This is a genomic window from Nocardia sp. NPDC041819 (assembly GCF_055590505.1).
Genome location: NZ_JBVJAP010000015.1, coordinates 83675 through 97184, shown reverse-complemented (window position 1 = coordinate 97184; position 13510 = coordinate 83675). Strand labels below are relative to the sequence as shown.

Sequence of the window (13510 nt, the reverse complement as noted above, 5' to 3'; positions counted from 1 at the left end):
GTGGCAGGCCCGCTTCAGCACAGCTCCACGTACCCGGTGACACCATCACCGACGCTCTCCGAGCGGGCGGCACGAATCGCGAGTTCACTTGTGTCGCAAGTGAACTCGTTCCTCGGCGTGCCGGTGTCTGTCCCGTCACATCTTGCTGAAGTTGCCGGTTTCGTAGTGTTAGGTTAAACGGAGGTTACCACTCCACTTAATTCTCGGTAAACGGCCTGATTCAACGGGGAAGGAGGCCGCGCGATGGTCGCTGTGGACTTCGGCGCCGGACTGGAGTTCGCACCGGGCGGAGTCGTCGAACGGGTGCGGGCGGCGGTTCGCGGTCGCGGCGGCGAGGCGGTCGGGCAGCTCGTCCTCATCACGGTGCTCTACCTCGGCTATCGCGCGGGACGGCTGATCACCGCCGACGACACCGGGCGCGCGATGGTCAACGCGCACGGTCTGCTCGGCTTCGAAAGACGGCTCGGCCTGCTGGACGAGCGCACGGTTCAGGCATTGTTCCTCGACCGCGAGTTCCTCGCCGTTCCGGCCAACTTCTACTACGCCAGTGCGCATTTCACCGTAGCCGTCGGGGTCCTGTTATGGCTGTGGGTATTTCGCCCGGGTCACTATCGCTGGACCAGGAACCTCATGGTGGCGCTCACCGGAGCCGCGCTCGTGGTGCACATACTGGTCCCGCTCGCACCGCCGCGCATGCTGCCCGATCAGGGCTTCATCGATCTGGCCGCGCGGTACGGCCAATCCGTCTACGGCGACGCCGATTCCGGCGGGCTTTCCAATCAGTTCGCGGCCATGCCCTCGCTGCATGTCGGCTGGGCGCTGCTGCTCGGGGTGGCGGTGGTCGCCGCGACTCGCACGCCGTGGCGCTGGCTCGCGCTGGTCCATCCGGTGCTGACCACGGTCGTGGTCGTGGGCACCGCCAACCACTATTGGCTGGACACGATGGTCGCTGTCGGATTGCTGGCCGTGTCCGCCGCCCTGCATCCCTTCGTGGTTCCCGCTGCGGCCACCGCCTGGGGCGTGATGGGTCCTGTCTCGCAGAAACCCGTACCGAACCGCTCGTAGTGGTTGCGCACACGCCCGGCGGCGCTGCCCGGGAAAACTCGCCGCGGCGCGTACGATCGCAGAGCCGTCCTGTTCGCCCGCCCGGACAAGGAGTTGCCATGGAGCCGATGACGATCCCGAATCTGCTGTCCTGGCTCGCGATCCAAGTGTTCTCCCTGCTGGGGGGCTTCCCCGGGGGTTACCCCGGCTGACCCGTTCCGGCCGCGGTTTCCGCGCCCTTCGCCCGCCGACCGTCGTCGCGGTGTGCAGTCCGATTCAGTGGTGGGCGGCGTTGGCGTGCGCCCAGGCCTGGACGTCGCCGCGATCGAGTGCCAGCGCCAGTAGCTCCGGGAATTTGTCGGGCGTGCAGGCGAAAGCCGGGATGCCCAGTGCGGCGAGGGCCGCGGCGTTGTCGTGATCGAAGGCGGGCGCGCCGTCGTCGGAGAGCGCGAGCAGCACGACGACCTGCACGCCGGACTCCTGCATCGAGCGGACGCGGCGCAGCATCTCGTCGCGGATGCCGCCCTCGTAGAGGTCGGAGATCAGGACGAACAAGGTGTCGGCCGGGCGGGTGACCAGGGACCGGCAGTAGGCGAGAGCCCGGTTGATGTCGGTGCCGCCGCCCAGTTGCGTGCCGAACAGCACCTCCACCGGGTCGTCGAGTTTGTCGGTCAGATCGACGATCTCGGTGTCGAAGACCACCATCGAGGTGCGCAGCGACCGCATCGAGGCGAGCACCGCGCCGAACACCGACGCGTACACGACGCTGGCGGCCATCGAACCGGACTGATCGATGGCCAGCACCACATCGCGCCGCACCGCTTGGGCCTTGCGGCCGTAACCGACCAGGCGTTCGGGGACCACGGTGCGATGCTCGGGCAGGTAGGTGGCGAGGTTCTTGCGAATCGTGCGATCCCAGTCGATGTCCCGCAATCTCGGCCGGGTGACACGGGCAGCGCGGTTCAGCGCGCCGGAGACCGCGGCGACGGTCTGCGCCGCGACGCGCTGCTCGATCTCCCGCACCACTTTCTCCACCACCATGCGCGCAGTCGCCTTGGTGGTCTCGGGCATCACCCGATTCAGGCTCAGCAGGGTGCCGACCAGGTGCACGTCGGGCTCTACCGCCGCGAGCAGTTCCGGCTCCAGCAGCAACTGGGTGAGGTCGAGCCGTTCCACGGCGTCGCGCTGCATGACCTCGACGACGGAGGCGGGGAAGTAACTGCGAATGTCGCCGAGCCAGCGGGCCACCCGCGGGGCCGAGCCCTGCAAACCGCCGGTGCGCTTGCCGGGCGAGGTCTCGTCATCGGTGTTGTACAGCGCCGACAGCGCCCGATCCATGGCCGCGTCCGTGCCGGAGCCCAGCCCGCCCAGTCCTTCCTCCGCGGCCGCGCCGAGCACCAACCGCCATCGCCGAGACTGTGCTTCGCCGGTCATGCCCTGTCCTCCTCGATGTGAGTGCGGACTCCGCGGCCGTCTCGTCGCGCTGCCTGATCACTCATGCTCTGTCCTTCCCGGCAGGGCCAGGGGTACTCGGTGGTTGGGCTGCGCCGTCGCCTCCGGTCCTGACCTCTCATACCGTCACCCCCAAGATCTCCGCCGCGGTGCGCACCGCGGATGTGGCGCGGTCGACGTCGACGCCCGCGACGGCCGACGCGGCGGCGACGGATCCGCCGTCGCGGACCGCCTGCCCGATCGCGCGGCGCTCACCCGATTCGAACGCGCCGAAGGTGCGGCGCAGCAGCGGCAGGGTTTCGACGAAGGTGTCGTCGCCGAGGCCGCGCAGCCAGTCGTCGATGAGCCGCAACAGTTCCCGGTCGTGCACCAGCAACAGACCGCGACCGCCGAGAAACCCGTCGATCCACGCCGCCTTGGCCGCGGCGGTGGCGCCCACCGAGAGCGCCGCGGAGAGTCTGCGCGCGGCTTCGGCGTCGTCGATGCGGCCGGCGTCGGCGAGCAAACGGACGGCACGCCCCACCAGCGCGCCGTGCACGTCGTCGCGGTCGGCGACGCGGCGCAGCGCGGCCAGCCACTCGCCGGTGGCCCAGTCGTCGTCCCTGGTGTGGATGGCGGTGTGCGCCGCGTCCAGGAGAGCGCGCAACTCGGTGGCGGCGTCGGTGTCCAATCCGGTCACCGCCGCCGACAGGCCCGCGCAGATGCGCACCAGCAGCCCGTCGGCGACGTGGGCCAGCGCCTTGGTGTCGGTGCCGCGCACGTCGCCGTAACGCAGCGTCCGGATCAGGCCGGGCAGCGCGGCCAGCAGGTGGGTGACGTCGTGGTCGAGCGCCGCGGTGGATTCCAGCCGGGCGATCAATCCGTCCGTGGCGCCGCCCAGATCGGCCAGCAGCGCGACTTCCAGCGCGGCGGTCAGTTCGCCGACCGAGCGGTCGGCGCGGCTCGCGGTGTCGAGGATCTTCGACTCCGCCGCGCTGCGGATGGTGGTGCCCCAGCGCGAAGCCTCGATGATCGAGATCGCGTACTCGGGATGCCATTGCAGCGTCCAGGTCTCCCGGAAGGTGCCGGTGCTGCGGACCTCGCTGGTGGTGAGCGTGCCCCACTCGATGTCCAGGACCCGCAGCCGGTGCAACAGACGCGACCGCTCGACCTCGCGCTCCTTACGCAGATCCAGGTCGACGGTGCGGATCGAGGGCTCCTGCTTCATCCGCAGCGACCGGATGGTGGCGCGCAGGTCGGCGTCCAGCGGCACGGTCGGCGTCTGCTCCGGAACGGCGCCGAGCGCCTCGCCGACGACGAGTTCACCGATCACCAACCGCAGCATCGTCTCGTCTCCGCCGCACAGCACCGACCGCGTGGCCTCGGTGACCTCCGACAAACCGGCGAGCGGGCGGGCGCGCAACGCGGCGAGGGCGTCGGCGAGCCGGACGGCTTCGATGACGTGCGCGCTGGAGACGGGCAGATCGTGGGCGCGCAGCACGCCGGCCACCTTGGTCAGCCATCGGGCGATCGGCCGCTCGGTCGCGGTGAACAGATGGTGGTACCAGCCGGGGGAGGTGACTCCCGCGCCGTAGCCGGAGGACGTGGACAGCCGCGAATGTGTCCACGGCACCCAGGTGAGCCGGGCTTTGGTCTTCGGCAGACCTTTGAGCAACCGGGCGTCCGGCGCGGCGGGACCGAGCGCGCCGGTGAGCGCGGGCGCGTGCCACGCACCGCACACCACCGCAAGCCGCCTAGCTCCCTCCTTGAGCGCTTTGCGCATCGTCTGGCGCATGTAGGCCTCGCGCCGCAGTGTGTGGGCGTCGACCACGAGTGGCTCGGATGGTGATTCGCGCGACGGCGATTCGGCGACCGCTTCCGCGACCGAATCGGGCTCCGGTACCGAATCGTCCGCAAGCTCCCCGGTGAGTCCGACCGCCGGCGGGTTGCGGACGGTCTCGACGTCCTCGCCGTTGGAGGGGTTCTCGTTCGCGTCCGGTGGGCCGGTTTCCGGCATCATGTCGCCCTGGCCAACCGTGTGCTCGACGGATTCGCGCAGCGCGCCCATCGCCTCGGTGATCGCCTCGAACGCGTCGGCGTCCGGGACGGTCTCGACGACGGCGTCCCACCAGCGTTCGGCGTCGTCGTAGCCGCCCGCCTCGGCGAGCGCGGCCAGCGGATCGAACCGGTCGCCCGGCTCGTCCTCCGTCGCGAGCGTGACGGTGGCGGGCAGATCGCAGAACCGCACGGGCACGTCGTGGTCCACGGCGTAGCGCAGCGCCTGCCATTCGGGGGAGAACACCGCGTAGGGCCAGAACGCGGCCTTGGCGGGTGCGTCGGGGACGTAGGCCAGCAGCGCGACCGGCGGGGACATCCCTTCGGCGGCGACGAGGCCCACCAGCGGATCGGCGTCCGCGGGCCCCTCGATGAGAATCATGTCGGGCCGGAAGGCCGCCAAGGCCAGCCGCAGCGAGCGCGCCGACCCCGGACCATGGTGACGGATGCCGAAAACCCTGGTCGTCGCGGCGGTTTCGGTGCCGGAGGTCACCCGCTGACCTCACGGCAGGCGCGGTAGAAATCCGCCCAGTCGGGGCGCTCGCGGACCACGGCCTCCAGGTACTCGGTCCACACCACCGCATCGGCCACCGGATCCTTGATCACCGAACCGAGCACCGCGCCCGCGATGTCGGAGGCGCGCAGCACGCCGTCGCCGAAGTGTGCCGAGAGCGCGATCCCGTTGGTGATCACCGAGATCGCCTCGGCCGTGGACAGTGTTCCGGACGGGGACTTGAGCTTGGTCCGGCCGTCGGCGGTGCTGCCGGAGCGCAACTCGCGGAAGACCCGCACCACCCGCCGCACCTCTTCGGCCGCCGCGGGCACGGTGGGCAGTTCCAGTGCGGCGCCGAGCTGCTCGACCCGCCTGCTGACGATGGCGACCTCCTCGTCCTCACTCGCGGGCAGCGGCAGCACCACCGTGTTGAACCGGCGGCGCAGCGCGGAGGACAACTCGTTCACCCCGCGGTCGCGGTCGTTGGCGGTGGCGATGACGTTGAAACCCTTGGCGGCCTGCACCTCCATGCCGAGTTCGGGCACCGGCAGGGTCTTCTCGGACAGGATGGTGATCAGCGCGTCCTGCACGTCCGACGGGATGCGGGTGAGCTCCTCGAGCCGGGCGATGGAGCCCGCCCGCATGGCCGTGAGCACCGGCGACGGCACCAGCGCCGCCTCGCTCGGCCCCTCCGCGAGCAGCCGCGCGTAGTTCCAGCCGTAGCGAATGGCCTCCTCGGCCGTGCCCGAGGTGCCCTGCACCAGCAGCGTCGACGCACCGCTGATGGCGGCGGAAAGATGTTCCGACACCCAGGTCTTGGCGGTGCCCGGCACACCGAGCAGCAACAGCGCCCGGTCGGTGGCCAGCGTCGCGACCGCCACTTCCATGAGCCTGCGCGGGCCGACGTACTTGGGGGTGATCACCGTGCCGTCGGGGAGGGAGCCGCCGAGCAGGTAGGTGACCACCGCCCAGGGCGACAGTCGCCAGGACGGCGGGCGGAGCCGGTCGTCGGCGGCGGCGAGGGCGCGCAGTTCGTCGGCGTATGCCTGTTCGGCGTGGGGGCGCAGCAGATCCGGCGCCGGGTCGGTGGTGGTCACTGCAGCTCCTCGAGCATCATCGAGCGGTGGTTGAGGTCATGGGCGAGCTGGTCGAAGGCCCGCTCCCAGGCTGGATCGTCGCATCGGCGGGCCACCGCGGTCAGTGTGCCCGCGGCGGCGACGGGAAGGTGCACCGCGGCCGCGGCGAGCAGCGACCTGTGCGCGTTCGGTGCGGCGCCGTGCGTCTCGGGACGCCGCGCCGCCGCCCGCGCCCGCTCGAACAGCAGCAGGACCACGTGCTGGGCCAGCGCTTCCGGCCACGGATGGCCCATCGCGGGCAGCAGCGCCTCGATCTCGGAGAGCCACGAGCCGTCCAGTCGCGTCAGGTGCGCGGTCCGATCCGGCAGCGGCAGCAGCGCGAACAGCTCTCGCCTGCGCAGCATCGCCAGGTCCGTTGGCACACCCGCGTCGAACAGCGCTCGCGCCCATGCCGAATCGCGTTGCGCCAGTGCGGCATCCACCCAGCCGTCGAAGACCGGCTGCCGGAACCGGTCGTCGATCGTGGCGCGCACCGCCTGCTGCGGCGTGCCGAGCACACCGGCCCAGTGCGCGAGCGGGGTGGCGGCGACCACTTGCCGGAGCCGGGCCGCGGATACGTCGGGCGCGCCGTTCCAGCGGTAGGCGAATTCCGTCGTGCGGTCGGTGATCCCATCGCGGTGTGCGGCGGCGTCGAGCGTATCCGGCAGTGTGAGCAGCACATTCGTGTGCAGCATACGGTGCTCGGCGCGGATCCACGCGTTCGCCCGCTCGCGCATCCGCTGGGTGAACGCCGACTCCGGCAGCAGGGCGAGCAGTCCGGCGGCGGTGCGGCGCACGTCCGCGCGCCGGTCGTCCAGCGCCGCTTCCAGCAGGGGCTCGTCGTCCGGGCCGAGCCGGTCGGCGAGCACGGCCAGCAGTTCGGCCTTCAGCGGCCCGGTTTCCTTCGGCCACGCCGCGGTCAGCGCCGCCCTGGCCGCCGCCGCGTCGTCGCGCCGGAGTTCGGCGAGCCAGTCGCGGCGTTCGGGCGGTCGGCCGAACAGCCAGGTGTCGCCGGAGCGCTCGGACGCGGCGGACGGCTGCCGGACCAGGTCGCGCCAGTCCGGATGCCGGGCCGCCAGCCAGCTGCCGCGGGCGCCCGCGAGCCGGAGCAGCGGCTCGCGCAAGGTGGCGTTGATCTTCGCGTGCTCGAGCAGTTGCTCGCAGAGCGCGTCCGGCGCCCGGTAATCGTGCGGCCGCGCCGCGTCGAACCATTCGGGCAGAAATGCCGAGCGCTCCCGCAGCATGCGGGACAGGCGTGCCGCCGCGGCGCGTGGCAACGACGGGCGCGGATCGTCCGCGGCGGGCTCGGTTGGGGCCGCGGTGGCGGGTTCGAGGCCGCCACGGAGGAAAAGGTCTTGCAGCGCGGCTGTTTCGAGGAGCCGCACCGCGGGATCGCTCGGCAATCGATTCGCCGCCCGCGCGATCGACGGCGCGAGCGCGGCGAGATCCGGCGCTCGGCGTGCGGTGCCCAGCAGGGCGACGGACGTGAGGTCCGCGCCGGCGGTCGACCCGGCGGGCGGGTGGGACGCTTCGGATCCGAAGATCTCGGTGCGCACCAGGTCGACGACCGCACCGGCGGTGAACACCGAAATCGGCTCCAGCCCGTCGGCGCTCCACTCGCCGACCACGGTCACCGGATGACCACCGGAGACGGCCAGCAGTGTCCACGGTTGCTCGCCCTGCCGGATCGGCAGCGCCGTGCCGTCGGATTCGGTGACGTACCAGCCTTGTTCGGTGCGGGTGGGCACCACGTCGGCCAGCAGCATCGGCCAGGAGCGCAACCACGGATCGGCGCCCAGCGCCGACGCGTGCGCGGCCAGCGCGGCGGCGATCGTAGCGGGACTGTCGGCGGCGGGCAGCGTGGTGAAAGGTTCGGCGGCGCTGTGCCGTTCCCCCCACAGTGCGCGCAGCGGCGCGGCGCCCGGATAGAAATGCAGCTGCGCGTCGGCCATCTGCCCGAGCGCGGGAACGTCGGCGGGGAAGCCTGGGGACCCGAAGGAATGGTCGACCACCAGCGCCCAGCGCCTGCTTGCCCTCCCGTACAGCCAGGTCCGCCGGGTGTAGAGGCGCTCGTCCTCGGTGATCCGCGATCCGAAGACCATCCATCGGTCGCGGGCCGGAGGTTCGGCGCGCACCGCCTCGGCCGGGTTGGGATAGCCGACGTGGGTTCGGATGGTGGCGCGCAGCGCGGGAGCCACCGAGTCGAGCTGCCGGTGCGCGGCGATCAGCAGGTGCGTCCGCGCGTACTCGCGCAGCACCACATCGGGCCAGTCGGTTCTGGTGGCGATGACTGCCGGGAGCCTGCGCAGGGCGGAGGCGAGGACGGGGGCCTGCGCGTCGACCATTCTGGCGGCCACGGCCTCGAAGGCGCGATACGAGCGATCGGCCTGCGCGAGCCCGGTGCGTATCTGATCACCGAGCCAGACGTCGAGTTCCTCCAAGCCTGCGGTCACCCGCACCCGCCGCTGTTCGGCGGTGGCCGGGTTCGCGGTGCGCGGCCGGTCCGCGGTCGCGGTGGCCCGCGCCGCACGGCCGCCGATCCACGACGCCGCGTAGTCGGCGGTCTCGGGAACGACGGCGACCTCGCCGGCGGCCCAGCGCAGCAACAGCGACAGCGCGTGTTTGCAGGGGAACTTGCGGCTCGGGCAGGAGCACCGATATGCCGGGCCGGACAGGTCGACGATCGTCTGATACGGCGTGGCGCCGCTGCCTCGGCACTGCCCCCACAGCGCCGTGCCGTGCTGCCCGCACTCGCGCCAGCGGCTCACCAGCTTGCGGGCCGCTGACAGCGAATTCGCGTCCGGCGCCAGCGCCGTGACCTGGTCTTCGGTCCACGGCGTCGTCATCGGGAGGCTCCAGCTCGGTGGTGGCTCATCGCCTTCCTTCGTTGCTCGGTTGACCGGATTTCTACCGCAGCGCACCGACAAGTGCCGCCACCGGTGCCCGGCCGCGCACGGAACGGCTTGTCCCGGCGCCGTATTCGCCACCCGAACGAATCTTGCGCCGATCGTGGCGCTCTGGCATTCTGTCCTGTTCGGCTCGACCGAGCCACCCGGAACGGGTGTTGACACCATCGAGCTGCCCGCCGGGGTTGGCGAGGGGTGGACATCGAGACGCGGCGCAGGCGTTTCGATGACCATATCCATCCCCGCGGGCAGATTCGCCTGGGTGCGGTGGGCGATCCCGATGCCATCGGGTAGCGTTTCGCACAGCTTCGACAGGCGCCGCGCACGGGGTCGGAGGACGTGTGGCGGCTCGATGGTGGAGGGGATTTTTCGCATGCGCCTGGATCCCGACGCTGTCCAGGCCGCCGGCTCCGCGGACGCGCCGCCCCGGCTCTCGGAGGTGGTCACCCGGCGCCTCGCCGAGGATCCGGCGGTCACGCCTTCGGTCACGCGGACCGTGCTGCGCGCCCTCGGCGCCGCCGAATCGGACGACGCGGCAACGGCATTCGATCACTCCGGGATCTTCCTCAGCGCCATCCGGGTGCGCGGATTCCGCGGCATAGGCCCCGAGACGACGCTACAGCTGCCTCCTGGTCCGGGTCTCACCCTCGTGGTCGGCCGCAACGGCAGCGGCAAATCCAGTTTCGCCGAGGCCGCCGAATTGGCGCTGACCGGCGGGAACCGCCGGTGGGACGGACGATCGGCGGCCTGGCGGGAAGGCTGGCGCAACCTGCACGACGGCACGGCCGCCCGAATCGAGCTGGAGATGCTCACCGCCGGTGACGCGCCCCGGCTCACCATCACCAAGGAATGGGCGCCCGCCGCCGACCTGCCGGACGCGCACTGGACCCAGCGGTATCCGCCCGCGGCGCCTACGGATTTCGACATGGACCGGTGGACGGCCCAGCTAGAGCTCTACCGCCCCTTCCTGTCCTACAGCGAACTCGGCGCGCTGGTGGACGGGAAGCCGAGTGATCTGTTCGACGCGCTGCACCAGCTGCTGGGCCTGGACGAACTCACCCTGGCGCAGGAACGGATCCGGATGCGCCGCCTGGAACTGGAACGCGCCGTGCGGGATTCGCGTCAGGAACGACTGGAACTGCTGGAACTGCTCGCGCCGGTGGCCGACGACCGCGCGATCCGGGTGGCCGGATTGCTGCGGCCCGCCCAGCCCGATCTCGCCGCGGTGGGTCGCGAAGTGCTGGGCGTGGTGGACGATCCGGCCGGACCGGACGGCTTGCGCGCGATCGTGCGGCTCGCGCTGCCCGGCGACGCCGAAGTCGACGCGGTGGCCGCCCGGCTGGAAGCGTGTGGCGCGGCCCTCGCCGAGGGCACGACCGCGGACGCCGAATCCGATCTGCGCCTGCTCGAACTGCTGCGCAAAGCCCGCGAGCACCAGGCGGCGAGCGGAGCGTGTCCGTGCCCGGTATGCGGCCGCGGCGCATTGGACGAGACGTGGGTGCGCGAGACCGATGCCGCCATCGAGCGACTCGCCGCCCGGGTCGACGCGCTCACCACCGCCCGCATCGAACTCGGCGACGCCGTGCGCGCCGCGCGGGCGCTTCCCGACCTCGTGCCCGCCGAATTGGAATTCGACCCGCGCAACCCTCCGTCGGTCGACACCACGGCGGTGCGCGAGGCCTGGGCGGAGTGGGCCGCGCTGACCGCCGCCGAATACACCCCGGACCTGCCCGGCAGGCTGCGCAGCGCGCACGCGCGGCTGGTCGACGAACTCGACCTGCTGCAGAAGGGCACCCGCAAGGAACTCGACCGCCTGGACGAGGTGTGGACGCCGCTGGTGCCGCGAATCGTGGCCTGGCTGGAGGGCGCGCGCGAGGTGGCCGCGCGCGCGGCGGAACTGCGCACGGTGAAGAAGGCCGAGGACTGGCTGAAGTCGGCCACCGCGGGCCTGCGCGGCGAGCGCATGACGCCGCTGGAGACGACGGCCCGATGGGTGTGGCGCACGCTGCGGCAGCAGAGCAACGTGGAACTGGGCGCGATCCGATTGCAGGGCAACGCGGGCACCGCGCGCCGCGTGCTGCTCGACGTCACCGTGGACGAGGTGGACGGCGCAGCTCTCGGCGTGATGAGCCAGGGCGAGTTGCACGCGCTCGGTCTCTCGCTGTTCCTGCCGCGAGCCACGGTGGAGCAGAGCCCGTTCCGCTTCGTCATGATCGACGACCCGGTGCAGGCGATGGACCCGGCCAAGGTGGACGGCCTGGCCCAGGTGCTCGCCACGGTGGCCTGGACCCGTCAGGTGGTGGTCTTCACCCATGACGAGCGCCTCGCCGAGGCGGTGCGGCGGATGCAGCTGGACGCGACCGTGCTCGAGGTGCAGCGGCGCGACCGCTCGGTGGTGGAGGTTCGGGTGTCCAGCGATCCGATCCGCCGCTATCTGGACGACGCCCGTGCCTTGGTGCGCACTCCGCAGCTGCCCGCGGCGATCGCCGACGAACTGGTGGCCACGTGCTGCCGCTCCGCGGTGGAGGCGGCCAGCCTGGCGAGGGCGCGGCGCACGCTGCTCGCCGCGGGCATGAATCACCGCGAGGTGGAACGCCACATCGATGCCGCGCAGTCCACCAGGGCGAAGGTGGCGCTGGCGGTTTTCGGGGTCGGCAGCAAGGTCGACGATCTGAACAAGAACCTCATCGCGGCGGAAGGACGGTGGGTGGTGGACGCACTGCGCGACGCCACGGCCGGCGCGCACGTGCCGATCGGGCGCGACATGCGCGAGTTGATCGGCGAGACCGAGAAATTCGTCGCGTGGCTGGCCCGGTGAGGCGCCGATGAGCGGGCGGCGCCGGCCGGTCGGCGCACGTCGCGGCCCCGCGGGCGGCGGCAGCGCGTCCCGGCCCGGGCAGCGTGGGCGCAACGACGGAGCGCACCGGCCGCGCGGGAATCGGCCGTCGGTCGCCGAGCGGCTGGAGACGGTCGATCTGCTGCTCGCCGGATCGGTGACCGACGCGGGCGGGCTGTGGTCCCGGGCGACGGCCTGGATTCTGCGGATCGCCTTGGAGCAAGCCGTGGACGAATTGTGGCTGCGGCTGGCGCCACCGCTGGTCCGCTGTCCGATGCGGGCGCAGCTGATCGCGCTGCGCGCCTTCGCGGGCCCGGACGAGGCGGCGCGCGTGGCCGTGCTCTGGGCGGCGTTGTCGCGCGCCGCGCACCACCACGACTACGAGCTCGCGCCCAGCCTCACCGATCTGCGGCGCTGGCGGGAGCAGACCGTCGCCTTGGCGGCGGATCTGGCGGCGGTGCAGGCGCGCCGGGATTGACCCGGCGATCATGTCTGGCGGCAAGCTCGGCCGGAACCGGCACGATGGAGCGGATCAGGACAAGCGGTGTCGAACGTGACCATGGACGGCGCTGCTCGGACCGGAAAGGACGTGGCGTGAGCGGAGCACGGCGCTGCCCCTGTGGGCGTGGCGAGGCCTTCGACGACTGTTGTGGTCCGGTGCTTCGCGGCGAGCGTCCCGCTGCCACCGCCGAAGCGTTGATGCGCTCGCGCTACACCGCGTTCGCGGTGGGAGATGTGGCCTACCTGCTGCGTTCCTGGCATCCGCGGACGCGACCGGCCGAGCTGACCCTCGACCCCGCCCAGCGCTGGCTGTTCCTCGAAGTCACTCGGACCGACCGCGGTGGCCTGTTCGACGACACCGGAACGGTGGAGTTCGTCGCGCACTACCGGGACGCGGGTGGTCGCGGCGCGCTGCGCGAGGCCAGCCGATTCGCCCGATCCGATGGCGCCTGGGTGTACCTGGACGGCACGCACGCCGACTGACCGGTAGCGTCGGCGGGCATGGCACGCGTCGCGATCGAGTACTGCACCCAATGCCGCTGGCTGCTGCGGGCGAGCTGGATGGCGCAGGAATTGCTCAGCACGTTCGCCACCGACCTGGACGAAGTCGCGCTCCGGCCGGGCTCGGGCGGGATCTTCCGGATCACCGTCGACGGCGAGCAGATCTGGGAGCGCAAGACCGACGGCGGCTTTCCCGACATCGCGGTGCTGAAGCAGCGGGTGCGCGATCGGGTGGCACCCGAGCGCGACCTCGGTCACGCCGACCGGCGCGACTGAAACCGCGCCGGGAAGTCAGCCGCAGCAGCCGCCACCGCAGCAGCCGCCACCCGCAGGCGGCGCCGGACTCGGCGCGGGCGCGCTCCCGCCGCCCCGGGAGACGGTGGCGAAGGTGGTCAGCAGTTTGACCGTGTCGTCGTGGCCGATCGGGCAGGTCGCAGGCGCCGACGCCTCGGCCATCGGGCGGGAAACCTCGAACGTGTCGCCGCAGCTGCGGCACCGGTAGCTGTAACTCGGCATCCGCTCAGTTTAAGCGCCGCGCTGCGTTCGGCTCGGACCGCGCCGAAACGTTCGCGGCGGCGCGGCACATCCGAACGTCGTTCGAACGACGTCGCGATCATGGCAAGGAGCG

At 71.7% G+C, this 13510-nt stretch carries 10 protein-coding genes; 5 read left to right on the top strand and 5 right to left on the bottom strand.

Annotated features, from left to right (window positions below):
* Positions 1–243 precede the first annotated feature (243 nt).
* The gene (locus ACZ6DL_RS31240; protein ID WP_466056469.1) at positions 244–1065 is read left to right on the top strand and encodes a phosphatase PAP2 family protein; all 822 of its coding nucleotides are present in this window, start codon (positions 244–246) and stop codon (positions 1063–1065) included.
* Between the two features lie 255 nt (positions 1066–1320).
* On the opposite strand, the gene ACZ6DL_RS31235 is transcribed toward ACZ6DL_RS31240, so the two are convergent.
* The 4 genes from ACZ6DL_RS31235 to ACZ6DL_RS31220 form a co-directional block, all read right to left on the bottom strand.
* Positions 1321–2478, bottom strand: coding sequence for a VWA domain-containing protein (locus ACZ6DL_RS31235; protein WP_466056467.1), 1158 nt, complete (start codon positions 2476–2478; stop codon positions 1321–1323).
* Between the two features lie 136 nt (positions 2479–2614).
* Positions 2615–5023: a DUF5682 family protein gene (locus ACZ6DL_RS31230; RefSeq protein ID WP_466056465.1), complete on the bottom strand. Its 2409-nt coding sequence runs from the start codon at positions 5021–5023 to the stop codon at positions 2615–2617.
* Complete coding sequence (locus ACZ6DL_RS31225) at positions 5020–6120, bottom strand: ATP-binding protein (protein ID WP_466056463.1); 1101 nt, start codon at positions 6118–6120, stop codon at positions 5020–5022. The genes ACZ6DL_RS31230 and ACZ6DL_RS31225 overlap by 4 nt, the downstream gene beginning before the upstream one ends.
* A complete protein-coding gene (locus ACZ6DL_RS31220; RefSeq protein ID WP_466056461.1) occupies positions 6117–8984 on the bottom strand; it encodes an SWIM zinc finger family protein in 2868 nt (955 codons plus the stop codon). Before ACZ6DL_RS31220 ends, ACZ6DL_RS31225 begins: the two co-directional genes overlap by 4 nt.
* Before the next feature lie 433 nt (positions 8985–9417).
* Here ACZ6DL_RS31220 and ACZ6DL_RS31215 point away from each other — a divergent pair, with 433 nt between their 5' ends.
* From ACZ6DL_RS31215 to ACZ6DL_RS31200, 4 genes are all read left to right on the top strand, one after another.
* Positions 9418–11862, top strand: coding sequence for an AAA family ATPase (locus ACZ6DL_RS31215; protein WP_466056459.1), 2445 nt, complete (start codon positions 9418–9420; stop codon positions 11860–11862).
* Positions 11863–11869: 7 nt separating this feature from the next.
* Complete coding sequence (locus tag ACZ6DL_RS31210; protein ID WP_466056457.1) at positions 11870–12358, top strand: hypothetical protein; 489 nt, start codon at positions 11870–11872, stop codon at positions 12356–12358.
* A gap of 116 nt (positions 12359–12474) precedes the next feature.
* Positions 12475–12864: a YchJ family protein gene (locus tag ACZ6DL_RS31205; RefSeq protein WP_466056455.1), complete on the top strand. Its 390-nt coding sequence runs from the start codon at positions 12475–12477 to the stop codon at positions 12862–12864.
* Between the two features lie 18 nt (positions 12865–12882).
* Positions 12883–13158, top strand: coding sequence for an Rdx family protein (locus ACZ6DL_RS31200; protein ID WP_040869283.1), 276 nt, complete (start codon positions 12883–12885; stop codon positions 13156–13158).
* Between the two features lie 15 nt (positions 13159–13173).
* Here ACZ6DL_RS31200 and ACZ6DL_RS31195 read toward each other — a convergent pair whose 3' ends face one another.
* Positions 13174–13398 carry an FmdB family zinc ribbon protein gene (locus ACZ6DL_RS31195; RefSeq protein ID WP_466056453.1) on the bottom strand — a complete coding sequence of 75 codons (225 nt, stop codon included), beginning with the start codon at positions 13396–13398 and terminating at the stop codon, positions 13174–13176.
* Positions 13399–13510: the final 112 nt, after the last annotated feature.